Here is a 25,783-nt window from a genome sequence, read left to right as displayed (position 1 = left end):
GAGAAAGAGTTTATTAGCCACAATCGGTTCGTCTCCGTTATAGGATAAGAGAAGAGATAAATGAAGGTGGTACCGCGAATTTATTCGCCCTTTAGTGCTACCATTGGAATACAGAAGAAAAAGAGTAGCGTTGCTGCTCTTTTTTCTTATATGTGTACTAATTGACAAAAATAGACACACATTGCCACCAGCCGAAGGCAGGGCAAAGTTACAGGAGGAAAAAATGAAGGAAATTGAGAAGAATTACAATCCCGCAGAGATTGAAGACAGACTTTATGAGAAGTGGCAGGAGAAGAAATACTTCCATGCAGAAGTAGACAGAAGTAAGAAACCATTTACTATTGTTATGCCACCTCCAAATATTACAGGACAGCTCCACATGGGACATGCCCTTGATAATACAATGCAGGATATTTTAATTAGATTTAAAAGAATGCAGGGCTATGAAGCTTTATGGCTTCCTGGAACTGACCATGCATCAATTGCTACAGAAGCAAAGATTGTAGAAAAGATGCGTGAAGAAGGCGTAAAAAAAGAAGATATTGGAAGAGAAGCTTTTCTTGACAGAGCATGGGAATGGAAGAAACAGTATGGTGGACGTATTGTTTCACAGCTTAAGAAGATTGGTTCTTCATGTGACTGGGACAGAGAAAGATTCACAATGGATGAAGGCTGCTCAAAGGCCGTAAAAGAAGTATTTGTTAATTTATATAATAAGAAACAGATTTATCGTGGTGAAAGAATCATCAACTGGTGTCCACACTGCTTAACATCAATTTCTGATGCAGAAGTAGAATATGAAGATCAGGCTGGTAAGTTCTGGCATTTAAGATATCCTTTAACAGATGGTTCAGGCTATATTCAGCTTGCTACAACAAGACCTGAAACATTACTTGGTGATACAGCAGTAGCAGTAAACCCAAATGATGACAGATATAAAGATTTAGTAGGAAAGACTCTTACACTTCCTTTAGTTGGAAGAGAAATTCCTATTATTGCTGATGACTATGTAGGTATTGATTTTGGTACAGGTGTAGTTAAGATTACACCAGCCCATGACCCTAACGATTTTGAAGTTGGACTTCGTCATAACTTACCTGTCATTAATGTATTAACAGATGATGCTAAGATTGTTGATGATTATCCAAAGTACGCAGGTATGGACAGGTATGAAGCAAGAAAAGCAATTGTTGAAGACTTAGACAAAGAAGGCTTCCTTGTTAAGATTGAAGACCATGAACACAACGTTGGTACATGCTACAGATGTCATACAACTATTGAACCTAGAGTATCAAAACAGTGGTTTGTAAAAATGGACGAACTTGCAAAACCTGCAATTGACGCTGTTAAGAATGGCGATACAAAATTTGTACCACCACACTTTGACAAAACATATTTCCACTGGCTTGAAAATATTCGTGACTGGTGTATTTCGCGTCAGTTATGGTGGGGACACAGAATTCCTGCGTTCTACTGTGATGACTGTGGAGAAATGGTTGTAACAAAAGAAGACCATGCTACATGTCCATGCTGTGGTAAAGAAATGAGACAGGACCCTGATACACTTGATACATGGTTCTCATCAGCATTGTGGCCATTTAGTACACTTGGTTGGCCTGACAAGACAGAAGAGTTAGATTATTTCTATCCTACAAATGTTTTAGTAACAGGATATGATATTATTTTCTTCTGGGTAATCAGAATGATGTTCTCAGGACTTGAACATATGGGAGAAGTTCCTTTTAATACAGTATTAATACATGGTTTGGTTCGTGATTCTCAGGGACGTAAAATGAGTAAGTCTCTTGGAAACGGTATTGATCCACTTGAAGTAATTGATAAATACGGTGCAGATGCATTAAGATTTACACTTATTACAGGTAATGCACCAGGTAACGACATGAGATTCTACTGGGAAAGAGTAGAAGCATCAAGAAACTTTGCTAACAAAGTATGGAATGCTTCAAGATTTATTCAGATGAATCTTCCTGAAGAAAATATTGATTTAAGTAAGAAACCTGAAAATCTTACAGATGCAGATAAGTGGATTTTATCAAAAGTTAACACTTTAGCCAAAGATGTGACAGAAAATCTTGATAAATTTGAACTTGGTATAGCAGCCGACAAAATTTACAACTTTATTTGGGAAGAATTTTGTGACTGGTATATTGAAATGGTTAAGCCAAGATTGTACAATGATAGCGATGATACAAAACAGGCTGCATTATGGACACTTAAGAAAGTATTAATTGATTCATTAAAACTTTTACATCCATATATGCCATTTGTTACAGAAGAAATATTCTGTACAATTCAGGACGAAGAAGAATCAATCATGATTTCAGCATGGCCTGAATATACAGAAGAAAATACTTTTGCAAAAGAAGAAGCTGCAGTTGAAACAATCAAGGAAGCTGTACGTTCAATTAGAAATATCAGATCAGAAATGAATGTTGCACCTAGCAAGAAAGCAAAAGTATTTGTTGTATCAGATGATGCTAACATAAGAGAAATTTTTGAGAAGGGTAATGTTTTCTTTGCAACACTTGGATATGCAAGTCAGGTAATTATACAGGAAGACAAGACAGGTATTGAAGATGATGCAGTATCAGTTGTTATTCCTAAGGCAACAATTTACATGCCATTTGCTGAACTTGTAGATATTGAAAAAGAAAAGGAACGTCTTGAAAAAGAAGTAACAAGACTTGAAAAGGAACTAGCACGTGTTAATGGAATGCTTTCAAATCCTAACTTTGTAAGTAAGGCTCCTGAAAAGAAGATTAACGAAGAAAAGGAAAAGAAAGCTAAATACCAGCAGATGATGGAACAGGTTAAAGAGCAGTTATTAAGATTATCTTAATGACTATAACCTAAGGAGGTTATTATGATTAATTTTGATGAGGAAATAAAGAAATTTCATCCTAGTCTTGAAATAGAAGAGGCAGAAGATGCCATATATAACAATAATATTTCAGACATAACAGATGTTATGATACAGATGATTAACGAGTTAAAATCAGAAGAATAACAGTGAAGGATGGAAAAATAAATGATTTGCTACAATTGTGGAAATGTACTTACCAACAGTGACTACTGTAGTCATTGTGGTATGGATGTTAGTGTATACAAAAGAATAGTAAGATTGTCTAACACATATTACAATGCCGGTCTGACAAAAGCAAGAAACAGAGACTTATCCGGTGCTGCTGATACACTTAGACGATGTGTAAAATTAAATAAGCGAAACATTGATGCCAGAAACCTGCTTGGGCTTGTTTATTTTGAAATGGGTGAAACTGTACAGGCATTCTCAGAATGGGTTATGAGTACAAATATACAGCCAAATAACAATCCGGCAGATAAATATCTTCTTGCAATCCAGCAGGAAAAAGGCAAGGTAGATGAGTTAAACCATACAATTAAGAAGTTTAACGTGGCTTTAGACTATGCCAGAAACGGCACAGATGATATGGCTATAATACAGCTTAAAAAGGTTCTTAATCAGAATCCTAACTTTATTAAGGCATATCAGTTACTGACTCTTTTATATACAAAGAATGGTCAATATGAAAGAGCCAAAAGAACAATAAAGAAATCTATGAAAATAGATAAATGTAATCCCTTAAGTATCAGATATTTACGTGAAATAAATGAATACATTGAGGATGAAAAGAAAAATGATCCTGATAAGAGAATGGAGAGAAGAAGAAGTTTAAGAGGTGTTATGGTGGACAGACCATATTTAAGTGGTAATGACACAATAATGCCAAAGGAAAACTTCAAGGATGCATTAACAGGTGCCCAGAGCATTATGTATGTAATCGTTGGTATCTTATTAGGAGCAGCCCTAGTTTACTTTATAGTTACACCTGCAAGAATATCCAGTGTAACAAGTAAGGTAAATGACACAAAGGTTGAATATAATCAGAAGATTGCAATAAAGAATTCAACAATATCTGAGTTACAGAATCAGGTTGAAACTCTTAAGTCAGACAAGAAGAAGTTGAAAACAAGTCTTGCACAGTATACAGGCACAGGAAATACAATTAGTTCAAACTATAGTAACCTGTTAGAAGCTGTTCAGTATTTTATTGCAAAAGATTATACAAAGAGTGCCACAGCTTTAGAAAATGTAGACAGCAAGATGAAGATGGATTCAGAATCATTTACATCTGTTTATAATACTTTAAACAGCAATTTGTCATCTAAAGTGGAACAGTTAGCATTCAATGCAGGTATGGATGCCTATGAAAGTGCTAACTATAATGAGGCAATAAAACAGTTTACAAAAGCTCTTGACGCCAACTCTGAAAATGATGAGGCTATGTACTACTTAGGATATTCTTATAGAAGAAAAGGTGATTCTAAAAATGCTAAAAAGTGGTTCAAGGAAATTGTTGATAAGCATCAGGATTCAGATTTTTATTCAAGAGCACAGAATCTGTTAAATGACAGTGGAACAGAATAAATTAATATTAATTTACTAAAGAGAAGAACAAAAAAGTTCTTCTCTTTTTCTTTTGCAAAACAGTATTCTAAAGAATACTTTATTAATAAAAAATAAGGAGGACAGTATGGAAGTTTTATATGAAGTGAGAGGAGACAATTTGTTTATTTATTTACCGGAGGAGTTGGATCATCATAATGCCAAAATAATAACAGAACAGTCAGACTGGTACATAATATCAAACCAGATAAAAAATATTGTATTTAATTTTTCTAATACGAATTTTATGGACAGTTCAGGTGTTGGCGTAATTATGGGCAGATACAAGCTTATAAAGCCAAGAGGGGGCAATGTTACGGTAACTAACATAAACAAGGCAATTGACAGAATTTTAACGATTTCAGGGCTATATAAAATCGTAAGTAAGACTGAGACATCAAGTTTAGCACAATTATAGGAGGTTAAGATGGAAAATAATATGAGTATGGTGTTTGATGCAAAATCAGAAAATGAAGGATTGGCAAGAATGGTAATAGCAGCTTTTATTACGGAACTTGATCCTACAATTGAAGAGTTAAATGACGTCAAAACAGCAGTTTCCGAAGCTGTGACAAACTCAATAATTCATGGTTATAACGGCACAGAGGGAAAAGTGTACATGGATTGCAGTTTGGATATGGAAGAAAATGAAAATCATGGCACATTAAAAATAACTGTAAAAGATAAGGGCGTTGGCATCGAAAATGTAGAGAAGGCTAAAGAACCGCTTTTTACAACTAAACCGGAACTTGAGCGTTCCGGTATGGGATTTATGTTTATGGAAATGTTTATGGATGATTTATATGTGGAATCAAAATTACATAATGGAACAACTGTGTGCATGACTAAGAAAATAAAAAATAATAGAAAATAAGATAGAGGGAGTATGGATACAATAAATCTAATAAAACAAGCTCACATGGGAGACAAAAATTCCAGAGATCAGATTCTCATTGAAAATACTCCGCTAATATGGAGTATTGTGAAAAGATTTCTTGGGAGAGGCTACGAAGGAGAGGATTTATTTCAGATAGGGTGTATTGGTATGTTAAAGGCAATTGACAGATTTGACTTAAGTCTTAATTTGTCTTTTTCAACTTATGCAGTACCTTTAATTACAGGAGAAATCAGAAGATTTTTAAGGGATGACGGAATTATAAAAATAAGTCGGACAATAAAAGAAAATCAAAACAAAATCCTGCTGGAAAAAGGACAAATTGAAGAAAAAGAAAACAGAGAGCCTACAATAGAGGAACTCTCTGTTAAATGCGATATATCAAAAGAAGACGTAGTTATTGCTTTAAATGCAATGGGCGCTGTTCAATCCATAGACAAAGAAATTGCTTATGGAAACAGTGAGAAAAAAATAACCTTAGGGGAAAAAATAGAAGATAAGACACAGAGTCAGGAAAAAGTAATTAATAAACTGTTTGTAAAACAAATATTAGAAACGTTAGAGGAAAAAGAGAAAACAATAATTGTTTTAAGATATTTTAAAAATAAAACACAGTCGGAAATTGCTAGTAAGCTGGGACTGACTCAGGTTCAGATTTCCAGATTAGAAAAGAAAATTCTAAAAAAATTAAGAGCACAAGTAAATTTTTAAAAAAATGGAATATTCCACAACTTACTGGAGATAATGTTATAAAACAATTAACTAACAATTTCTATAAGTTTTGGTTAATGAAAGAAATTGAGGAACATTGATTTATTTTTAGTAAGAGGTGGAATATGAAATTTGTAAAAATTATTTTAATAGTAGCAGTTGCTTTGACCATGGCATTGGGAGGCATTTATTTAATGTCGGAAAAAAAGGAAACAACAGAAATTAAGGCGGCAGTTTTAATTTAAAAATGAGTGATACATTATATATCAAAATGGATCAATGTGTGGAAGTAACTAAAAGTTACGTGACAATAGGTGACCTTGGAAAATTAGAGTGCAAAAATAAAACAGTTGTAAACAGACTAAAACCAATCAAACTTCTAAATGACAATTCTAATGGTAAAAAACGATATATTGTTTCGATTATGAAGATATTTGAAATAGTAGATAAAGAATTTGAAAATGTAGATGTACAAAGCATAGGAGAAACAGACTGTATAATTGAATTTAAAAAAGCAAACAGTGATAATAAAGCCTTTGAAATCTTAAAAGTCATAGGTATATGTATAATATTATTTTTTGGTGCAGGCTTTTCCATTATGTCTTTTAACAACGATATTACCATCGGAGCAATGTTTGAAAAAATATGCAAGCTGGTTGCCGGCAGCAAAAATACAGGTAAGACTGTTATGGAAGTATCGTATTCCATTGGCTTAGCAGTTGGAATACTTGTATTTTATAATCATTTCGGACCTAAAAAACTCTCAAAAGATCCTACACCTATTGAGGTAGAAATGAGAAAATATGAAACTGAAATCAATCAGGCATTAATTGACGGTCATAACAGACAGGACGGAAAAATGGATGTTAAATAATAGCTATAAGATTAACATTTAAACAACTATTAAAAGGAAAGATTATGATATTAAAATATATAATTTTAGCACTAATTGCTTTTGGCGGTGGAGCAGTCATTTCCGGAGCTGTCTTTGCGTTAATTACATCAACAGGTGTAGTTACAAGGATGGCTGACACTTCAAGAACTGCAAAGCATGTTAGAGCGTATGAAAGTGCAATTGTTTTTGGCGGTGCATGGTGGAATTTATTTTGGACATTCTCAATAAGTCTACCTTTTGCTCATAATATAGCACAGGGATTCCAACTGATAATGGGGCTGACACAGGGAATCTTTGTTGGTTGCCTCGCAGTTTCATTGGCAGAAGCACTTAACGGAACAGCAATTTTTTCAAGAAGAGTAAAACTGAAATACGGTTTAAACTTTATAATTTTGTCAGTGGCTTTGGGAAAAATGATGGCATCGTTAATACAGTTTGCAAACGACATGGCAAAAAAATAACAGCAAGATAAATAATATAAGCTAAGAAAGACTAACATAAGCAAGATAATTTTGGATAGAAGAGGATAATATAAAAAAGGCAATTTAAGATTGGAAAGGATAATTTATGGCTAGTGAAGAAAAGAAAAAAGCCTACAATGAATATGTAGAAAGAATAACTCCTAATAATAATTTGTTTAAGGATATGTGGAATGCATTCTGGATTGGAGGTTTAATATGTTTAATGGGACAGGTTATAAATGAAATTTTTATGAATTTCGGTATGGGAAAAGAGAATGCAGCAGCTTTTACAACGTTGGTTCTAATATTAGAAAGTGTTATTTTAACAGGAATTGGTCTATATCCTAAAATTGCAAAAGTAGGCGGGGCCGGCTGTCTTGTACCTATTACGGGATTTGCCAATGGTGTAGCTTCACCGGCAATTGAATTTCAGGCAGAAGGGCAGGTTTTCGGTGTAGGTGCCAAAATTTTTACCATTGCAGGACCTGTAATACTATATGGGATTTTTAGCAGTTGGCTTGCAGGAATTGTATATTGGATATTAAAATTACTGAATGTAATATAGTGGAATAATTAGAATATAAAATTATTAAATTATATGTTAGACAAGTTTTTAGTTTTAAATTATTGAGCATTTTTTAGATAGTGACAAATATCAAGCGAAAAAATAGTGGAAAAAAGAGATAGTGAAAAAAACGAAATAATTTGTAACATTTTTATATTTGCCAATTGTAGAACCTTTATGTATTATAAAAAAAGCAGTAATAAATTAACGAAAGTAATACAGGAAAAGGGGAACAATGGAATTATCAAAAGAAAAGAAAAAGTATCTTACATTGTTGGCTGAAAAATATCCAACAAAAGAACATGTATCAAGAGAGATTATTAACTTAAAGGCAATCCTAAATTTGCCAAAAGGAACAGAGCATTTTATGAGCGACATACATGGTGAGTATGAAGCTTTTTATCATATTTTAAATAATTGTTCCGGGGTAATTAGAGAAAAAGTTCAAATGGTTTTTAAGGATACATTAAGTACAAAAGAACAACAGGATTTATGTACTTTGATTTATTATCCCAAAGAGAAATTAAAACTTTTGAAAAAGCAGGACGTCATTAATGATGACTGGTATACAATGACGCTTAGAAATCTTATAAAACTGGCAGGTTTTCTTTCATCAAAATATACCCGTTCCAAAGTTAGAAAAGCAATGCCTGAAGAGTACGCTTATATTATAGACGAGTTACTTCATGCACAGCCTGATGAAGACAATAATCAATTAGTTTATCATCAGAAAATCATTGAAACAATTATAGGAATTGACAGTGCAGAAGACTTTATTATTGAGCTTACTTCTTTAATTAAAAGACTGGCTGTGGACAGACTACATATTGTTGGCGACATTTTTGACAGAGGTGAGAGGGCAGACGAAATAATTGATATGTTAATGAAATATCATACACTGGATATTGAATGGGGCAATCACGATATTTTGTGGATGGGGGCTGCAGCAGGTTCGGAAGCCTGTATTGCAAATGTTGTAAGAAATAATATTAAATATCAGAACATGTCTGTATTGGAAAACGGATACGGAATAAGTTTAAGAAGACTTCTTTTATTTGCCCAGGAAACATATCCGCATATGGAATTGTCAGATGCAGTTTACTATTCAATTACGGTGATTTTGCTTAAATTAGAAGGGCAGATTATAAAAAGACATCCTGAATATAACATGGATGACAGACTGCTTTTACATAAAATTAATAAAGAAAAGAATATAGTTGAAATAAATGGAAATGAATATGAAATAAAAGGCGAACTTTTTCCAACAGTTACAAAAGAGAATCCATACGAACTTTCTATTGGAGAAGAAGATGTTGTGAACGAATTGAAATTCTCATTTTTAAATAGTAACAGATTAAAAGAGCATGTGGAATTTTTGTATTCAAAAGGGGCAATATATGTTTGTTGTAATAACAATCTTTTATTCCATGGCTGTATTCCTTTAGATAAAGATGGAAACTTCCAGATAGTTGAGTTTGATGGCAAACTGTATAAGGGCAAAAAACTTTTAGACTATGCAGATACCGTTGCAAGAAAGGCATATTTTGGCAAGCATAATCAAAATAATTTGGATTTTATGTGGTATCTTTGGAGTGGAAAAAAATCACCTTTATGTGGTCGAAACATAAAAACTTTTGAGCGAACATTTCTAGATAATGAAGAGTTGGCTTTTGAGGAGAAGGATCCTTACTATAGTTATTATGAAGAAGAAAAAACAGCAGGTATGATTCTAATTGAGTTTGGTCTGTTTTCTCCATTATCACATATAATTAACGGTCATACACCAATTAAGGTGGGACAGGGTGAGACACCGCTAAAAGCAAATGGCAAGGTTATAGTTATTGATGGAGGTTTCTGTAAGGCTTATCAGAAAACCACAGGAATAGCAGGGTACACATTGATTTATAATTCCCATGGTATGAGAATTAAGGCACACCAGCCTTTTGAGTCAATAGAGAAAGTGCTAAATGAAAACAAGGACATAGAGTCAAGCTCTGATTCCTTTGAAACGGAACCTTATAGAGTGATGGTTGAAAACACAGATGATGGAAAAGAAATCACTGAAAATATTAAGGATTTAGAAATGCTCCTAATGGCATATAGAGAAGGAATAATTATATAAACAGAAATAAATAACGGTTTATAACCAATCTACAAGCAATCTATAAGCAATCTGAGTTAACAGACTTAATTACAGATTTTAAAAAGAACAGTAACATAAAAGAGTAGTAACAAAACAATAATAATAACAAAAAAGAGATGTTATCATATCATTATCAATGTGTTGACAGCATCTCTTTTTTATGTGAAAAATTATATTATTTTCTATATTTCCATCACTTTGCTTAAAGGAAATGATGAAGTAGTTTTATATTTATTAAATAGTTAAATAATTACATTTAAGCATTTTTTACTGAATCAAATTCATCAATAATTTCCTGTTCAGGTGCCTTTGTAAGTAAACTTATAACAATAATGAATACGCAGGCAATAATAAATGCAGGAAGTAATTCATAAATATCCCAGGCACCGCCTAATGGTCGAACGACAAATTTCCAAATAAATACCATTGCACCGCCGGCTACCATACCTGAAATAGCACCGTATTTGTTTGAACGTTTCCAGAATAAGGCAAATAACATTACAGGTCCAAAGGTTGAACCAAAACCTGCCCAGGCAAAAGAAACAATCTGGAATACTGAGCTGTCAGGATTTGATGCTAAGAATATGGCAACAATTGCAATACCAATAACTGTACATCTTGCCACGATTACTTTTGCTTTTTCTGATAATTTAATTCCTAAAACTCCGTCCATTAAGTTTTCAGTTACACTTGATGAAGCAGCAAGGAGCTGTGAATCTGAAGTTGACATTGTTGATGCCAAAATACCTGCAAGGATTACACCGGCAATTATTGCAAATAAAATACCATGTGAACTTAAAACATTTGCAATCTGAACAATAATTGTTTCTGAATCTTTTAAGTTATCAATAACGCCAACCTGTGACATTGTGTGACCGATAACACCAATGAAGATTGCTATAGCCATTGCAATAACAACCCAAACGCTGGCGATTCTTCTTGATAATTTGATTTTATTTTTATCTTCAATAGCCATAAATCTTAAAAGAATATGTGGCATACCGAAATATCCAAGTCCCCAAGCCAATGTTGAGAAAATAGTTATTATTCCATAAGGTGAAGATGAGTTAGTTGTTGCATCAAAGGTTGCGTTAAGATTAATGTAACCTGGTAAATCTTTTACATTAGAAGCAACAACATCAATACCACCTACTGAATATACTCCGTATCCAATAACAATTATTAATGCGACAGACATTACAATACTTTGGATAAAATCACTTGTACTTGCAGCCCAGAAACCACCAAGAGTAGTATAAGCAACAATTACGATTGCGCTAATAACCATGGCAGCCATATAGTCAACTCCAAATAATGAATGGAATAACTTACCACAGGCAGCAAAACCTGAAGCTGTATATGGTACAAAGAATATAATAATCATAAGAGCTGATACGCATTTAAGAACTTTTTTGTCTCTGTATCTGTTAGCAAAAAAGTCAGGAACTGTAATTGCATCTCCACAGATAACAGAATATTTTCTAAGTCTCTTTGCAACGATTAACCAGTTTACGTATGTACCAATGCCAAGACCTACAGCAGTCCAGAAAGCATTACAAATACCTGTAAGGTAGGCAACGCCCGGTAGTCCCATAAGAAGCCAGCTACTCATGTCTGAAGCTTCGGCACTCATTGCAGTAACGAAAGGTCCTAATTTTCTTCCGCCTAAATAAAAATCTTCGGTACTATTATTTACTTTTGAATAATAAACACCAATTCCAATAATTGCTACCATATAAACAATGATGGAAATTAAAATACCAATTTCTGATGTTGTCATAAAATTCTCCCCTCATAACAAAATTCTTCTATATTCTATAAAAAAAAAGAAATTTAATCAAGTAAAAAACAAAATAGTGACAAATAAAATATTAAAAAGCAACTAATAAAATATTAAAATAGCAACTAAAATAACATTAAAATAGCAACTAAAAAAGTAATTAATAAAAATAGTAAATAGGAATAAATTGAAAAATTAAGTGCAAAATAATAGTAAAAATTAAAGTGAGGATGGAAATATGGGTAGAATAATGGGAAAACAAAGCATAGCTTTTGATAATCCACCATATATTTTGGAAGGCGCTTCCATTGTAGGACAAAAAGAAGGTGAAGGACCCATGGGAAAGTTATTTGATGTGGTAGAACAGGATCCAATGCTTGGTCAGGATACATGGGAAGATGCAGAGAGTCTTTTACAAAAAGAAGTAATACAGAAACTTCTTTTTAAGTCTAATTTAAGTAAGGAAGACATCAGATACATTTTTGCAGGGGATTTGTTAGGACAACTTATAGCTACTACATTTGGCATACTGGATTTTGAAATACCTTTCTTTGGTCTGTATGGTGCCTGTTCCACAATTGGTGAAGCGTTAAGTATTGCGGCAATAACGGTAGACGGTGAAAATGCAGAAAACGTAATTGCCATAGCTTCAAGTCATTTTGCAAGTGCAGAAAGACAGTTTAGATTTCCACTTGCCTATGGAAATCAAAGACCTTATGCTGCAACCTGGACGGTAACCGGAGCTGGCGCAGTGGTGGTAAGTAAAAACAAAGGTTTTGCAAAAATCACAGGAATAACTACCGGCATAATTGTGGATTATGGTGTAAAAGATGCACAAAATATGGGGGCCTGCATGGCACCGGCAGCAGCAGATACCTTGTACAGACATTTTAAGGATTTCAACACCACACCTGAAGATTACGACAAAATAATAACCGGTGATTTAGGCATAGTTGGAAAGACAATTCTAATGGATTTATTAAGAGAAAAAGGATATGACATATCCAAAAAGCATATGGACTGTGGCGTGGAAATGTTTGATGGTAGTAGTCAGGACACACATGCAGGAGGAAGTGGCTGTGGTTGTGCTGCCACAATTCTAACATCATACATTTTTAAACAGTTAAAAAAGAAGGTCTGGAAAAAGATATTGTTTGTGCCTACAGGTGCTTTAATGTCTCCGGTAAGTTTTAATGAAGGAAACAGCGTTCCGGGAATTGCACATTTAGTACAAATAGAGGCAGATTAAAATGGCAATTAATATATATGTTTTAACTATAATCTCATAAGTAAATGAAATTGGTTAATAAGATGAATAAAATAAGATTAAATAAGATAAAAATAGAAGATTAAATAAGTACAGGTTAGTGACAATAAAAAAGTATATAATAAATAAAATTTAATTAAATATAAGAAGGATTAGAAATGATATTTATAAAAAGTTTTTTGGTAGGTGGAATTATTTGTGCCATTGTGCAAATATTTATTGATAAAACAAAACTAACTCCCGGAAGAATTATGGTAGGTTTAGTTTGCTTGGGAGTAATTTTAGGGGCAATAGGAATTTATGAACCTTTTTCAAAGTGGGCAGGCTGTGGCGCAACAGTGCCATTACTAGGCTTTGGAAATAATCTGTGGAAGGGAATGAAAGAAGCCATAGAAGAATCAGGTTTTTTAGGATTGTTTAAAGGCGGTTTTACTTCCAGTGCAGTTGGAATTTCTGGGGCGTTAATTTTCGGATATTTAGCATCTTTGATTTTTAAACCCAAAATAAAATAAAAGGTGACAAAATAGTAAAAAAACATTAAAAAAATAGCAGATGAAATAGTGAAAAAATTAACAAAATAAAAGAAAAAGTTTGCTCATAAAAGTGAAAAATAAAGTACGCTTAAAAGTATTAAGTAATCGCTATAAAAATTCAGTCCACACTTAATAAAATAAAGCTCTAAAACAAAACACTTTACAATATTAAGTTTAATGTTTGAAATACTTGATAAAGTAAAGAAATTAATATATAATTCTCTTTAGTGTGTTAAAGTGTAAAAAAAGTAATACACGAGATTAAGAAAAATATATTAAGGAGGGCTACAAATATGTCATATGTAGACGAGGTATTAGCTAAGGTTCATGAAAAGAACGCTAGCGAACCAGAATTTTTACAGGCAGTTGATGAAGTATTAGAATCACTTAGACCTGTAATCGAAAAGAACGAGGAAAAATTTAAGAGGGAAGCATTACTTGAAAGAATTTGCGAACCTGAAAGACAGATTAAGTTTAGAGTTCCTTGGGTTGATGATAATGGACAGGTACAGGTAAATACAGGATACAGAGTACAGTTCAACTCAGCTATTGGACCATACAAGGGTGGTTTGAGACTTCACCCATCAGTAAACATTGGTATTATTAAATTCTTAGGATTTGAACAGGTTTTCAAAAACTCACTTACAGGACTTCCAATCGGTGGTGGTAAAGGTGGTTCTGACTTTGATCCTAAGGGAAAATCAGATAGAGAAGTTATGGCATTCTGCCAGAGCTTTATGACAGAACTTTGCAAATATATCGGAGCAGACACAGACGTACCAGCCGGTGATATTGGAACAGGTGCAAGAGAAATCGGATATTTGTTCGGACAGTATAAGAGAATTCGTGGATTATATGAAGGTGTTCTAACAGGTAAGGGACTTACATACGGTGGTTCTTTAGCTAGAACAGAAGCTACAGGATACGGATTACTTTACTTAACACAGGAATTAATGAAAGATCATGGGGAAACAATGGAAGGCAAGACAGTAGTTGTATCAGGTGCTGGTAACGTTGCTATCTATGCTATTCAGAAAGCTCATCAGATGGGAGCTAAGGTTGTTACATGTTCTGATTCAACAGGATGGATTTATGATCCAGAAGGAATCGATGTAGATCTTCTTAAAGAAGTTAAGGAAGTTAAGAGAGCAAGACTTACAGAATATGCTGCAGCAAGACCTTCAGCTGAATATCATGAAGGACGTGGAGTATGGCAGATTAAGTGTGATATCGCTCTTCCATGTGCTACACAGAATGAATTACTTATTGATGATGCTAAGCAGTTAGTTGCAAACGGATGTAAAGCTGTTTGTGAAGGTGCTAACATGCCTACAACAATTGATGCAACAGAATACTTACAGGAAAACGGAGTTTGGTTCGTTGGTGGTAAGGCTGCTAATGCAGGTGGTGTTGCTACATCAGCTCTTGAAATGTCACAGAACTCAGAAAGACTTTCATGGACATTTGAAGAAGTTGACGCTAAATTACAGACAATCATGGTAAATATTTATCGTAACATCAGTGATGCTGCTAAGAGATACGGATTTGAAGGCAACTATGTAGCAGGTGCTAACATCGCCGGATTCGAAAAGGTTGCAGAAGCTATGGAAGCACAGGGTGTTTGCTAATTATTGTAATCAAATATAATAACATAAATAAAGGCGTGTTACTGTATGGTAGCACGTCTTTTTTTTATTGTTACATTTTCAATTATTATAGGAATGAAAGACTTAAAAAGGAGAAAAGTGAACATTCAATCCTGGTGTCAGGTGGATATGGAGGCTGACGGTGAGCAAGAGGTAGTATTACAGACAGATTCGGGAAATGAGCTTGTATTAACTTATAAAGATGGAAAAGTGTATTCTTATGCATTCCCATTTAGAGGCATGAAGAATATAAAGACAGATGGGACTTTTGAAAGTTACAAAGGAGATATAAAAAGATCAAAGCAGAAAAATAAAATTATCTTAAGGATGAAAAGATAGCTTCTATAAAAGTAATGAGATAGACGAAATATTACAAAAAATAAAAGGCTCTAGCCGTTTGGCTAGAGCCTTTTGTAGTGGGAATCTATTCTTCAGAAGTATTTTTCTTTGATGAATTACCTGAAGTTTTTGACTTTGTATCAGCTTTGGCTTTTGCAGTTGTTTTTTTATTGTTTTCTTTTGTAGAACCTTTAGAATCTGAATCGCTTTTAGCCTTAGCTGTTGTTTTACTTCCTGATTTAGCAGTTGTCTGATTCTCACTGGCGTTTGTAGTAGTAGAACTGTAATATTTTTTCTTTGTGTAGTAATTATTGCTGTTACTGTATGATTTTGTGTAACTGTTTGAATGATAATTACATTTTGCCGGTTCACTACCTTTTTTGTAATATTCAACATGAGTTTCAGGACAAACACCGTCAATGGCAACTTTTCCTGAAGAATCGCATATATCGTATGCTTTTACATTTTTTCCCTGTTTAAAGTTTGTCTTTTTGTATTTTTTTACTTTATCAATTTTGCTAACAATCTTTGACCACATTCTTTCATGGAATGCCTGATCACCTGATAATGACTTATTTTCATCATATCCTGTCCATATTGAGGCTGTAAGATATGGTGTGTAACCACAGAACCATAAGTCATATTCACTTGAAGTAGTACCTGTTTTTCCAGCTACAGGCATGTCGTCGTCAAGCTGGCAGGATGTACCTGTACCGGAAGTAACAACGCTTTCCATTGCTTCTGTTAAAAGAACCGCTGTAGATTCTTTTAAAACTGTGTGAGTAGTAGGAGTAGTTCTGTCAAGAAGAACACGTCCGTTTTCGTCAATTACCTGTGAATAAAAAGCAGGTTGTGTATATGTTCCTAAGTTAGCAATGGTTGCGTAAGCGGCAGTCATTTCTAAGTTAGTAACACCATCTGTAATACCGCCTAAAGCTAAAGGCTGATGTATATCAGATGTAACTGAACCATCTTTTTCAACACGATTATCAACAAGAGTTGTTATTCCAAAATTACATAAGTAATCGTAACCAAGTTGTGGTGTAATTGCTGTAATTGTTTTTACTGCACATACATTCATTGAGTCAGCGATGGCTTTCTTAACAGTTACTGTTCCACGATAACCACTGTACCAGTTATTAACTGAACGACCATTTGCATATCTATATGGCTCATCAACAATAGTAGTTGAAAGAGTATAGCCCATTGTGTCAATTGCAGGTGCATAAGCAGATAATACCTTAAAAGTAGAACCCGGCTGACGGGTTGAATCCGTTGCTCTGTTTAGAGAAAGGTTTACATTTTTCTTTCCACGTCCACCAACAATGGCTTTAACATAGCCTGTATTCTGATCCATTACTGTAAATGAAACCTGAGGTTGTGGATTATAGTACAATGTTTCAGCCTGAATGTAGCCTAATTTTTTCTTTACACCTTTTTTGTAATACTTTCGTTTTAAATGTTTCTTGTAAGCGTCAACTTCAGCCTTGGCTGATTCTTTTGATGAAAAGATTAACTGATAATTGCTTTCGCCTAAAACTTTTCTGTGGTAGGTACTAATATCACTTTCATCATAATTATCAACTGTGCCGTCAGGATTTTGAACTGTCCATGCCCAGTTAATTGAGTAATAAATTGAGTATGGATAATTTGCATCATTAGATGTTTCTTCGTCACAAATCTTCTGAATGTCACTATCCTGTGTTGAGTAAATTTTTAATCCGCCACTGTACACTGCGTTGTAAGCCTGAGTGTATGAGTAGCCTTTGATGGACTGTAAATCATCCATAACCTGATTAATAACTTCATCTACAAAATATGAATTAATTGAATTACTGTTTTTTTCAATTTTGTTATTAACCTTCTGAATTCTTGAGTAAACATCATCTTTTAAAGCCTGTTTATATTCCTTCTTAGTAATATGACCTGCGGCTTTCATATTCTTAAGAATCTTTTTACGTCTTTTAGCATTATGCTTAGGATTCAAAATCGGATCATAGTAAGAAGGATTCTGTGTAATAGAAGCAATTACTGCTGATTCAGAAATTGTTAATTTCTTTGCCTTCTTATTAAAATATCTTCTTGAGGCTGCCTCAACTCCTAAAGTATTAGAACCTAAGTTAATAGTATTTAGGTATGTTTCTAATATTTTGTCTTTTGATGTGACTTTTTCTAATTGAACTGCAAGATACTGTTCCTGAATCTTTCGTTTAAAAGAAGCGAGGAAAGAACTTTCATTTGTCCAGTTAGTAAAGACATTATTCTTCAAAACCTGCTGAGTTAAGGTACTGGCACCTTCTGACGGATTCATTGTTGTAAGTGCAATGAAAGCAGCTCGACCGATACCCTGTACATCAATACCGTTGTGTTCGTAGAAACGAGAGTCCTCAGTATCAATAAAAGCCCATTTCAAATGATCAGGAACCTGATCCAGACTTATCTTGATTCTGTTAGAACCGGATGTTACAAGGGTACTGATTTTTTTATTATTAGAATCATAAACAGTAGTAGCTGATGCCGAAGGCGTGATGGAAATATCATCTACCGATGGGGCACTTTTGATAATTCCATGTAAAAGTCCTAAGCCCAGAAATCCTACTGTAATAATAAGGAGAACTAAAAGATAAAGAAATACTTTTAATACTCCAACTAATGATTTTGAAACCACTTTTCTTTGTACAGAAACTAAATCTTTTTGTTTGTCAATGGTCTCTCTGTATCCAAAATTCATAGAAAACCTCCTATTCCGTTCAATTATATCAAAAGACATACATTAAATAAAGGGGAAGTTTGTCGCCAAAAATCGAATGCAAATATTAGTTTTTATAATAAAAAAGATTTGCAATATTTGTCAGTGTGGATATGGAGAAAAAAGTATGTTAAAATGGCAGAGATAAATTTTAGTTAAAGTAAAAGGAAAAAGTACATTAATGGAAGAATTTTACATGGTTGACGGTCCGGCTCAGGTAGAAATCGTAGAGAAAAAATCAAGGTTTATTGCCAATGTTTTTCCCGTTGATTCTGAGGAGCAGGCATTAGAAATAATAGAGAAAACTAAGAAACAGTATTGGGATGCAAGGCATAACTGTTTCGCTTTTGTAATAGGAAAGAACAATGAAGTGCAGAGATTCAGTGATGATGGAGAGCCCCAGGGAACAGCAGGTAAACCGATTTTGGAAGTGCTGACAAAAGGTAATATCCATAACACCCTTATAATTGTTACAAGATATTTTGGTGGTACATTGCTTGGCACAGGTGGGCTTGTAAGAGCGTACGGTCAAAGCTCTAAGGCAGCAATAGAAAACAGTCGGCTTTTGAGAGTTTGCGAAGGTGTTAGTTTTTCAGTTGAGTGTGATTACAATAGCATTGGAAAAATAAAATATATAATTGCACAAATGAATATAGAAGCAAAAGAAGAGTACGGCGCAAATGTTAAATTAGATATTGAAATGCCAAAAGAAAATTTTGAAAAATTTAAAAGTCAGGTGGTAGAGGCTACTAACGGACAGGCGGTATTTAGCAGAGTTGATGATATTGAATATAAGCAAAAATGTACTGATTAACTTCACTATATAAATACAAAATAGAAATAATGGAAAAAACGCTAGTTGTAAACGTAATAAAATACAAATAAATCCATTATAATATAATAGGAAAAGATTGAAAAAAATTAAGTTTGTGATAAAATAAATAAGGTTATGCCTATGCGCAGATTAGTGAAAGTGAGTTTTGAAATTACTTTTGAAAAAGTATATAGCGTAGGTTTATTATAGAAACTAACAATTAACACATATTATAAAAAGCAGATTAATAAATACAAATAAGGAGATAAAAGATGATTAGAGAAGATGTTAGAAACATTGCCATTATTGCCCATGTAGACCATGGTAAAACAACTTTAGTAGATGAACTTTTAAAGCAAAGTGGTGTTTTTAGAGAAAATCAGGAAGTTGCTGAAAGAGTAATGGATTCAAATGATATTGAAAGAGAAAGAGGTATTACAATTCTTTCTAAGAATACAGCAGTAACTTATAAGAATACAAAGATTAACATTATTGATACACCGGGCCATGCTGATTTTGGTGGAGAAGTAGAACGTGTTCTTAAAATGGTAAACGGTGTTGTTTTAGTTGTTGATGCTTTTGAAGGTGCAATGCCTCAAACAAGATTCGTTTTAAAGAAAGCATTAGAATTAAGCTTACCTGTTATTGTATGTATCAACAAGATTGACAGACCGGAAGCAAGACCTAGCGAAGTAATTGATGAAGTATTAGAGTTATTTATCGACTTAGATGCTAACGAAGATCAGCTTGAATGTCCTTTTGTATTTGCATCAGCAAAGCAGGGATTTGCCAAATTAGATATGGAAGATCCTGATGTAGACATGAAGCCTTTATTTGAAACAATTATTGATTATATACCTGCTCCAGAAGGTGATCCTGAAGCGGATACACAGGTTCTTATTAGTACAATTGACTACAACGATTATGTAGGTAGAATCGGTGTTGGTAAGGTTGATAATGGTACAATCAAAGTAAATCAGGATGTAGTTTTAGCAAACTATCATGATCCTGAAAACACAAAGAGAGTAAAAATCAGCAAACTTTATGAATTTGAAGGATTAAATAAAGTAGAAGTTAATGAAGCAACAGTTGGTTCAATTGTAGCTATTTCAGGTATTGCGGATATTAGTATTGGGGATACAATCTGCTCAATCGAAAATCCAAAGCCAATACCATTCCAGAAGATTTCTGACCCAACAATTTCTATGCAGTTTATGGTAAATGACAGCCCATTAGCAGGTCAGGAAGGTAAGTTTGTTACATCTCGTCATTTAAGAGACAGACTTATGAGAGAATTAAACACTGATGTTTCTTTAAGAGTTGAAGAAACAGATGAGAAGAACTCATTTAAAGTATCAGGTCGTGGAGAACTTCATTTATCTGTACTTATTGAAAACATGAGACGTGAAGGTTACGAATTTGCAGTAAGTAAAGCAGAAGTAATTTACAAGGAAGATGAACGGGGCAAGAAGTTAGAGCCAATGGAAATTTGTTACATTGATGTACCTGAAGAATTCTCAGGAGCAATTATTGAAAAATTAAGTAACAGAAAAGGTGAATTACAGGGAATGGCACCAACAGGTGACGGATTTACAAGACTTGAATTCTCAATTCCATCAAGAGGTCTTATTGGATACAGAGGTCAGTTTATGACTGACACAAAGGGTAACGGTATCATGAACGCAATGTTCGATGAATACGGTCCTTATAAGGGAGAAATCCAGTACAGAAAACAGGGTTCACTTATTGCTTTTGAAGCAGGTGAAGCGATTACTTACGGCTTATTTAATGCTCAGGAGCGTGGTACATTATTTATAGGACCTGGCGAAAAAGTATATTCAGGTATGATTGTAGGTCAGACAGGTAGAGCTGAAGACATCGAAGTAAATGTTTGTAAGACAAAGCATTTATCAAACACAAGAACATCAAGTTCTGATGAAGCTTTAAGATTAGTGCCTAAGAAGGAATTAAGTCTTGAGCAGGCATTAGAGTATATTGATACAGATGAATTACTTGAAATTACACCTGAAAGCTTAAGAATCAGAAAGAAAATATTAGATCCAACATTAAGAAAGAGAGCTAATATTAGAAAACAGAATCAATAATACTTGATTTTTATCAGGTATGTGGAAAGCATAAAATCGTGTGTGAGTTTTAATCGCACACGATTTTTGCGTTATTATTGAAAATTAATTGCACAAAAAAGTTATTTTTGACACATTCTTAAAAATAAAATCAATTACTAAATTCCTAAAGTAAAATGTAAGAGTAGCATTTAGCTGACAATATTTTAATATTTACCGGAGGAAGAATAGTAATGAATTATGAGAAGTTTGTAAAGGAAGTTAAAAGAGGGGTTGAAGACATTGTTGAAAAGGAATTAGGTGAGGGAGTAGTTGTAGTACGAAATGTTTTAAAGAACAACAATGTTAGAAGAAAAGCCATTAGTATTGTAAGGAAAGAAGAGGTGGCTACACCTACGATATATTTAAGAAATTATTTTGTAGATTTTAAGCATGGAAGAGACATGACAAATATATGTACTGAGATTTTTAACATGTATTTATATAGTATGGATAGCTTTAATGCAGATATAGATTTAAGAGACATAGCAGATTTTGAGAAAGTAAAGACCATGATACATTATAAGTTGATTAATTATGAAATGAATAAAGAATTGCTGAAAAAAGTACCCCATTTAAAGTTTTTAGATTTGGCAATTGTATTTTATATCATGGTTTCGGAAGATGGGGAAGGTCAGGCAACTGCATTAATTCATAAAGAACATTTGGAAGGCTGGGGAATTTCCAGAAAAGAACTTAGGGATATTGCGTTCAAAAATACATGGGATAAATTCCCTGTTGTAGTTACACCAATGGAAGATATTATTTCAGATATGATATTAAAAGATATATTAGGAGATGAAGACTGGGTGGAAGATGAGTTTGGAAGTAATTATGGAAATGGATACGGAGACGAATTTGGAGAAAATTTTGAGGGTGATGAAGGCGAAATAATAAGCGAAGATACAATGTACGGAGATTACACTTACGGAGAACTTAAGACTTTAGTAAGAGAAGAAGTTAATAATATGAAAATAGAAGATATTAATATGTATGTTATGTCCAATACCATGAAATTAAATGGGGCAACCTGCATTACATATCCACACGCAATAGAGAATTTTGCCAATGAACATGACAGTGATGTTTACATTATTCCAAGCTCAATACATGAAGTGATTTTAATTCCTGATATTAGCTGTTCAAGAGAATATATTGATGAAATGATAAGGGATGTAAATCGAAGACAGTTAGATCCGGTAGACGTGTTATCAGACCATGTTTATATGTATAGAAGAGATATTGGTGAGATAGAATAAAATGCATCTGGCCAGAATCGAACTGGCATTATCGCCTCCGGAGGGCGACGTTCTATCCATTAGACTACAGATGCATAGCTTTTATTTTACATTAGAATTAAGAAGGGTTCAATACCTGCTAAGTTGAATTTTAGTTTTATTTTTGATATTATGAGAGAAATTGTTGAATAAAGGAGATGTGAAACGTGGATAATCCAAAGGATTTCGAAGAAGATGAAAATAAATTATCCAAGGAAGAGCTTGATGCACTTCTAAAGGAAGTAGAAAACGATAGCAGACAGGTAGTAAGAAGAGAACAACCTGTAAAAAAGAAAAATATTAGATTTGATATGATAATTGCAGCAGTTATAGCATTTGTTATTGTAGTTGGAGGTGTTTTATTAGTAAGACATTTTGTTGTTAATACTCCATCAAAGGCAGAGAAAGCTGTAGCTGAGAATCCACTACAGGACGACAAGTATCCTGAAATAACTGACGTTGTAAAAAATTATCTCAATGCTTTTTTAATTGAAGATGACGCAAAGAGAGCTGAGACAATTGCACAGTATGTTGGAAACTTATATGACATTAACAGCGTGAAGCAAAGAACTTATGTATCGGAATATAGTGACGTTGAATGTTACACAAAGAAAGGTCCTTATGATGACACGTATGTAGTTTATGCATATTATCAGATGGGACTTAAGAATATTGACACAACAGTTCCTGCAATTACCAGATTATATGTTGTTAGGGATAAGAAAACAGGAAATGTTTATATTCAAAATGATAGTGGTGATGATATTCAAAAATACATGAATAAAGTTACAAAAGATTCTGATGTTCAGGATTTATTAAAAGATGTTCAGGAAGAATTTGAAAGTGTTAAGGCATCAGATCCTAAGGTTAAGGCTTATTATGATGCTATTAATGCTAAAGCAAATGAAAAGAAAAATGGGACTACTACAGGAACTTCAAACAATAAGAATGAAACAACTGCATCTCATACATCTAACAATGCAACAACAAAAGCATCTGTGACAACACAGGCACCTACTACAAAGGTGAATAGTGCAACAAAGCCACAGACAACAGCTTCAAAAAATAACAAAAACAAATAGAAATTAGTAGGTCAAATAAATGGAAAACGTATGTTATATAGTTGGTGCCGGAGATAACTCCGGTACCAATTTTACTAAAAAAGAAAATGATTTTGTAATAGCGGCAGATGGCGGTTTTGAAAAAATACACCAACTTGGAATAGAACCTGATTTGGTAATAGGTGATTTTGACTCTTTAGGATATGTTCCTGTTGGTGACAATGTGGAAAAGCACAAAGTAATGAAAAACGAAACAGATATGATGATTTGTGTTAAGACAGCATTGCACAAAGGCTTTAATATCATTGTGATTTTCGGAGGAACCGGTGGAAGGATAGACCATACTTTTGCCAATATACAAACACTTTTATATGCATCACAATTAGGAGCCAACATTAAGATGGTTGATGGTAATAACACATATACAGTTGTTTCAGATGGTTCGATTTCAATAACAGGAAAAGAAAAAAATATATTTTCGGTTTTTGCGATAAACGGAGTTGCTCATAATGTTACAATAAAAAATGCATTATATAATATAGAAAGCTATAAGCTTGAGGAAAACAGACCTTTAGGGGTAAGCAATCAGTTTGTAAATGCAAATCCTGTTATATCAGTTGGAAAAGGAAGTCTTCTAATTGTATATTAAACTAATCAGATATGTATACAATACTTTGCCAACTTGACAAAAAATGTTAAAGAATATAGAATAAATAATGAAAAATATGTCGCTAGGGGTGCCGGATGGCTGAGAGATGTATATCGACCCTCACTACTTGATATGGTTAGTACCATCGTAAGGAAGCATTTAGTTATGTATAGGTTCTCTGGTGATATTATATTCTAAAGAGGACTTTTTTTATGGAAAAAACAAAGAAAACAGGAACATTGGTAGAATGTTCAGTTTTGATTGCTATGGCTTTTGTGTTAAGCTTTATTAAGATTATCGACATGCCATACGGTGGAGCAGTAACAGCGGCAAGTATGTTGCCTATTATAATTGCAGGTTACAGACATGGATTGAAATGGGGACTTATTACAAGTTTTACATATAGTATTTTGCAATTATTAACAGGTCTATCAAATGTTTCTTATGCTACATCAACAACAGCTATGATTGCCATAATTCTTTTAGACTACATTGTGGCTTTTACAGTGCTTGGTTTACTTGGTGTTGTTAAGAAAAATAAACATCAGACAGGTGCCTTAGTTTTAGGAACATTGATTGTTTGTTTATTAAGATATTTATGTCATTTTATTACAGGTTGTACAGTATGGGCAGGTGTATCAATTCCAACAGCTGATGGAGCATTATATTCTTTAGTATACAATGGAGCATACATGATTCCTGAAACTGTAGTTACAGTATATGTTATGGCGCTTGTTTCAAATTCAATTGATTTAAGAGCAGCAAAACCTGTAACAAGAGAAAAGTCAAAGAACATTATGGCTGTTTTAAATGGCGTATTAGTATGTGGTATAGCAATAATTGTTGACTTCCTAATTATATTTAGACAAATCCAGACAGAAGACGGATTTAAGATAACACTTATCGCAAATACAAACTGGATGTTAGTAGGTGTGATTTTATTAGTAGGTGTTATTGTTGGTGGCTTAACTTATGTAATTACTAAATTAGTAGTTTCAAAAAAGAAAACTGTTTTGCCTAGAAGAGAAAATTAATAAATCAGAAACAAACCTTGAAAGAAAATAAAGCTGATTAATAAGCAAATTAATTACCAAAGCGAATTAATTACCAAAACTAATTAATTGCAAAAACGAATAATTAATCATGCTGAAAAATAAATAATAATATTTATAGATATGTATTTGTGTGAATGTAAAATATAAATAAGGGTATTAGAAATAAATTAAACTATAAACTATTAGAGGGAGAGTACATGTTCTATAAATTTGTTAGCTGAAGCTGTAACAAAATGTTGCAGCTTCTTTTTAGCATTTTGTAGCTGAAGTTTAATTTGTTTTAGTTTGAGTTAAAAGTTTTATTGCTTTATATATTAGTTAAGGTTTTTGCTAA

Annotated in this window: 22 protein-coding genes, 1 tRNA gene, 1 riboswitch and 1 other annotated feature (1 of these 25 cut by a window edge); of the genes, 20 read left to right on the top strand and 3 right to left on the bottom strand. The window is 33.4% G+C overall.

Going from position 1 to position 25,783, the window contains the following annotated elements; all coding sequences use genetic code 11:
• Nucleotides 1–95 (top strand) — a binding site (T-box leader) (it extends 109 nt beyond the left edge of the window).
• Between the two features lie 128 nt (nucleotides 96–223).
• From ACZM4J_RS00980 to ACZM4J_RS00935, 10 genes are all read left to right on the top strand, one after another.
• The gene (locus ACZM4J_RS00980; protein ID WP_428244786.1) at nucleotides 224–2,860 is read left to right on the top strand and encodes a valine--tRNA ligase; all 2,637 of its coding nucleotides are present in this window, start codon (nucleotides 224–226) and stop codon (nucleotides 2,858–2,860) included.
• 24 nt (nucleotides 2,861–2,884) lie between these two features.
• On the top strand, nucleotides 2,885–3,028 hold the full coding sequence (locus ACZM4J_RS00975; RefSeq protein WP_022165840.1) for a hypothetical protein: 144 nt from the start codon (nucleotides 2,885–2,887) through the stop codon (nucleotides 3,026–3,028).
• A gap of 21 nt (nucleotides 3,029–3,049) precedes the next feature.
• Nucleotides 3,050–4,468, top strand: a complete 1,419-nt coding sequence (locus ACZM4J_RS00970) for a tetratricopeptide repeat protein (protein ID WP_428244785.1) — start codon at nucleotides 3,050–3,052, stop codon at nucleotides 4,466–4,468.
• 106 nt (nucleotides 4,469–4,574) lie between these two features.
• The gene (locus tag ACZM4J_RS00965; RefSeq protein ID WP_022165841.1) at nucleotides 4,575–4,904 is read left to right on the top strand and encodes an STAS domain-containing protein; all 330 of its coding nucleotides are present in this window, start codon (nucleotides 4,575–4,577) and stop codon (nucleotides 4,902–4,904) included.
• 9 nt (nucleotides 4,905–4,913) lie between these two features.
• Entirely contained in the window at nucleotides 4,914–5,360 is a 447-nt protein-coding gene (spoIIAB, locus tag ACZM4J_RS00960; RefSeq protein WP_022165842.1) for an anti-sigma F factor, read from the top strand.
• Nucleotides 5,361–5,372: 12 nt separating this feature from the next.
• Nucleotides 5,373–6,092: a SigB/SigF/SigG family RNA polymerase sigma factor gene (locus ACZM4J_RS00955; RefSeq protein WP_022165843.1), complete on the top strand. Its 720-nt coding sequence runs from the start codon at nucleotides 5,373–5,375 to the stop codon at nucleotides 6,090–6,092.
• Nucleotides 6,093–6,339: 247 nt separating this feature from the next.
• Nucleotides 6,340–6,966 carry a stage V sporulation protein AA gene (locus tag ACZM4J_RS00950; RefSeq protein WP_022165845.1) on the top strand — a complete coding sequence of 209 codons (627 nt, stop codon included), beginning with the start codon at nucleotides 6,340–6,342 and terminating at the stop codon, nucleotides 6,964–6,966.
• Nucleotides 6,967–7,010: 44 nt separating this feature from the next.
• Nucleotides 7,011–7,448: a stage V sporulation protein AB gene (locus tag ACZM4J_RS00945; RefSeq protein ID WP_022165846.1), complete on the top strand. Its 438-nt coding sequence runs from the start codon at nucleotides 7,011–7,013 to the stop codon at nucleotides 7,446–7,448.
• Between the two features lie 106 nt (nucleotides 7,449–7,554).
• The gene (locus ACZM4J_RS00940) at nucleotides 7,555–8,013 is read left to right on the top strand and encodes a SpoVA/SpoVAEb family sporulation membrane protein (protein ID WP_022165847.1); all 459 of its coding nucleotides are present in this window, start codon (nucleotides 7,555–7,557) and stop codon (nucleotides 8,011–8,013) included.
• Nucleotides 8,014–8,248: 235 nt separating this feature from the next.
• On the top strand, nucleotides 8,249–10,135 hold the full coding sequence (locus tag ACZM4J_RS00935; RefSeq protein ID WP_022165848.1) for a fructose-bisphosphatase class III: 1,887 nt from the start codon (nucleotides 8,249–8,251) through the stop codon (nucleotides 10,133–10,135).
• A gap of 277 nt (nucleotides 10,136–10,412) precedes the next feature.
• Here ACZM4J_RS00935 and ACZM4J_RS00930 read toward each other — a convergent pair whose 3' ends face one another.
• A complete protein-coding gene (locus ACZM4J_RS00930; protein WP_428244783.1) occupies nucleotides 10,413–11,936 on the bottom strand; it encodes a sodium/proline symporter in 1,524 nt (507 codons plus the stop codon).
• 238 nt (nucleotides 11,937–12,174) lie between these two features.
• Between ACZM4J_RS00930 and spoVAD the strand changes: the two genes are divergently transcribed.
• The 4 genes from spoVAD to ACZM4J_RS00910 all read left to right on the top strand — a co-directional run bounded on the left by spoVAD (nucleotide 12,175) and on the right by ACZM4J_RS00910 (nucleotide 15,721).
• Entirely contained in the window at nucleotides 12,175–13,185 is a 1,011-nt protein-coding gene (gene spoVAD, locus ACZM4J_RS00925; protein ID WP_117998916.1) for a stage V sporulation protein AD, read from the top strand.
• A gap of 176 nt (nucleotides 13,186–13,361) precedes the next feature.
• Nucleotides 13,362–13,715 (top strand): stage V sporulation protein AE, encoded by a 354-nt coding sequence (spoVAE, locus tag ACZM4J_RS00920; RefSeq protein WP_302690070.1) that lies wholly within the window; start codon nucleotides 13,362–13,364, stop codon nucleotides 13,713–13,715.
• Between the two features lie 314 nt (nucleotides 13,716–14,029).
• Nucleotides 14,030–15,364: an NADP-specific glutamate dehydrogenase gene (gene gdhA, locus ACZM4J_RS00915; RefSeq protein WP_022164632.1), complete on the top strand. Its 1,335-nt coding sequence runs from the start codon at nucleotides 14,030–14,032 to the stop codon at nucleotides 15,362–15,364.
• A gap of 45 nt (nucleotides 15,365–15,409) precedes the next feature.
• Nucleotides 15,410–15,721, top strand: coding sequence for a hypothetical protein (locus tag ACZM4J_RS00910; RefSeq protein ID WP_022164631.1), 312 nt, complete (start codon nucleotides 15,410–15,412; stop codon nucleotides 15,719–15,721).
• 85 nt (nucleotides 15,722–15,806) lie between these two features.
• Here ACZM4J_RS00910 and ACZM4J_RS00905 read toward each other — a convergent pair whose 3' ends face one another.
• A complete protein-coding gene (locus ACZM4J_RS00905) occupies nucleotides 15,807–18,452 on the bottom strand; it encodes a transglycosylase domain-containing protein (RefSeq protein WP_022164630.1) in 2,646 nt (881 codons plus the stop codon).
• A gap of 199 nt (nucleotides 18,453–18,651) precedes the next feature.
• On the opposite strand from ACZM4J_RS00905, the gene ACZM4J_RS00900 reads away from it, so the two are divergent.
• From ACZM4J_RS00900 to ACZM4J_RS00890, 3 genes are all read left to right on the top strand, one after another.
• Nucleotides 18,652–19,284 (top strand): YigZ family protein, encoded by a 633-nt coding sequence (locus ACZM4J_RS00900; RefSeq protein ID WP_428244782.1) that lies wholly within the window; start codon nucleotides 18,652–18,654, stop codon nucleotides 19,282–19,284.
• A gap of 272 nt (nucleotides 19,285–19,556) precedes the next feature.
• Complete coding sequence (gene typA, locus ACZM4J_RS00895) at nucleotides 19,557–21,389, top strand: translational GTPase TypA (RefSeq protein WP_302690067.1); 1,833 nt, start codon at nucleotides 19,557–19,559, stop codon at nucleotides 21,387–21,389.
• A gap of 212 nt (nucleotides 21,390–21,601) precedes the next feature.
• On the top strand, nucleotides 21,602–22,666 hold the full coding sequence (locus ACZM4J_RS00890) for a DUF5688 family protein (RefSeq protein WP_428244781.1): 1,065 nt from the start codon (nucleotides 21,602–21,604) through the stop codon (nucleotides 22,664–22,666).
• Nucleotides 22,667–22,668: 2 nt separating this feature from the next.
• Here ACZM4J_RS00890 and ACZM4J_RS00885 read toward each other — a convergent pair.
• Nucleotides 22,669–22,740, bottom strand: a tRNA-Arg gene (locus ACZM4J_RS00885).
• Nucleotides 22,741–22,851: 111 nt separating this feature from the next.
• On the opposite strand from ACZM4J_RS00885, the gene ACZM4J_RS00880 reads away from it, so the two are divergent.
• From ACZM4J_RS00880 to ACZM4J_RS00870, 3 genes are all read left to right on the top strand, one after another.
• A complete protein-coding gene (locus ACZM4J_RS00880) occupies nucleotides 22,852–23,766 on the top strand; it encodes a hypothetical protein (protein ID WP_022165366.1) in 915 nt (304 codons plus the stop codon).
• 19 nt (nucleotides 23,767–23,785) lie between these two features.
• Entirely contained in the window at nucleotides 23,786–24,394 is a 609-nt protein-coding gene (locus tag ACZM4J_RS00875; RefSeq protein ID WP_022165365.1) for a thiamine diphosphokinase, read from the top strand.
• A gap of 74 nt (nucleotides 24,395–24,468) precedes the next feature.
• A riboswitch (TPP riboswitch) is annotated at nucleotides 24,469–24,565 on the top strand.
• Between the two features lie 41 nt (nucleotides 24,566–24,606).
• Nucleotides 24,607–25,428, top strand: coding sequence for an energy-coupled thiamine transporter ThiT (locus ACZM4J_RS00870; RefSeq protein ID WP_022165364.1), 822 nt, complete (start codon nucleotides 24,607–24,609; stop codon nucleotides 25,426–25,428).
• Nucleotides 25,429–25,783: the final 355 nt, after the last annotated feature.

It is taken from the genome of Eubacterium sp. (genome assembly GCF_057858645.1).
Note: the sequence above shows the minus strand (reverse complement) of the source record. Positions and strands in the feature narration are given on the sequence as shown.

Bases quoted from the DNA above. Each gene is read 5' to 3' on its own strand.
- ACZM4J_RS00980 (WP_428244786.1), top strand. From the start codon at position 224: ATGAAGGAAATTGAGAAGAATTACAATCCCGCAGAGATTGAAGACAGA.
- ACZM4J_RS00975 (WP_022165840.1), top strand. From the start codon at position 2,885: ATGATTAATTTTGATGAGGAAATAAAGAAATTTCATCCTAGTCTTGAA.
- ACZM4J_RS00970 (WP_428244785.1), top strand. From the start codon at position 3,050: ATGATTTGCTACAATTGTGGAAATGTACTTACCAACAGTGACTACTGT.
- ACZM4J_RS00965 (WP_022165841.1), top strand. From the start codon at position 4,575: ATGGAAGTTTTATATGAAGTGAGAGGAGACAATTTGTTTATTTATTTA.
- spoIIAB (WP_022165842.1), top strand. From the start codon at position 4,914: ATGGAAAATAATATGAGTATGGTGTTTGATGCAAAATCAGAAAATGAA.
- ACZM4J_RS00955 (WP_022165843.1), top strand. From the start codon at position 5,373: ATGGATACAATAAATCTAATAAAACAAGCTCACATGGGAGACAAAAAT.
- ACZM4J_RS00950 (WP_022165845.1), top strand. From the start codon at position 6,340: ATGAGTGATACATTATATATCAAAATGGATCAATGTGTGGAAGTAACT.
- ACZM4J_RS00945 (WP_022165846.1), top strand. From the start codon at position 7,011: ATGATATTAAAATATATAATTTTAGCACTAATTGCTTTTGGCGGTGGA.
- ACZM4J_RS00940 (WP_022165847.1), top strand. From the start codon at position 7,555: ATGGCTAGTGAAGAAAAGAAAAAAGCCTACAATGAATATGTAGAAAGA.
- ACZM4J_RS00935 (WP_022165848.1), top strand. From the start codon at position 8,249: ATGGAATTATCAAAAGAAAAGAAAAAGTATCTTACATTGTTGGCTGAA.
- ACZM4J_RS00930 (WP_428244783.1), bottom strand. From the start codon at position 11,936: ATGACAACATCAGAAATTGGTATTTTAATTTCCATCATTGTTTATATG.
- spoVAD (WP_117998916.1), top strand. From the start codon at position 12,175: ATGGGTAGAATAATGGGAAAACAAAGCATAGCTTTTGATAATCCACCA.
- spoVAE (WP_302690070.1), top strand. From the start codon at position 13,362: ATGATATTTATAAAAAGTTTTTTGGTAGGTGGAATTATTTGTGCCATT.
- gdhA (WP_022164632.1), top strand. From the start codon at position 14,030: ATGTCATATGTAGACGAGGTATTAGCTAAGGTTCATGAAAAGAACGCT.
- ACZM4J_RS00910 (WP_022164631.1), top strand. From the start codon at position 15,410: ATGGTAGCACGTCTTTTTTTTATTGTTACATTTTCAATTATTATAGGA.
- ACZM4J_RS00905 (WP_022164630.1), bottom strand. From the start codon at position 18,452: ATGAATTTTGGATACAGAGAGACCATTGACAAACAAAAAGATTTAGTT.
- ACZM4J_RS00900 (WP_428244782.1), top strand. From the start codon at position 18,652: ATGGAAGAATTTTACATGGTTGACGGTCCGGCTCAGGTAGAAATCGTA.
- typA (WP_302690067.1), top strand. From the start codon at position 19,557: ATGATTAGAGAAGATGTTAGAAACATTGCCATTATTGCCCATGTAGAC.
- ACZM4J_RS00890 (WP_428244781.1), top strand. From the start codon at position 21,602: ATGAATTATGAGAAGTTTGTAAAGGAAGTTAAAAGAGGGGTTGAAGAC.
- ACZM4J_RS00875 (WP_022165365.1), top strand. From the start codon at position 23,786: ATGGAAAACGTATGTTATATAGTTGGTGCCGGAGATAACTCCGGTACC.
- ACZM4J_RS00870 (WP_022165364.1), top strand. From the start codon at position 24,607: ATGGAAAAAACAAAGAAAACAGGAACATTGGTAGAATGTTCAGTTTTG.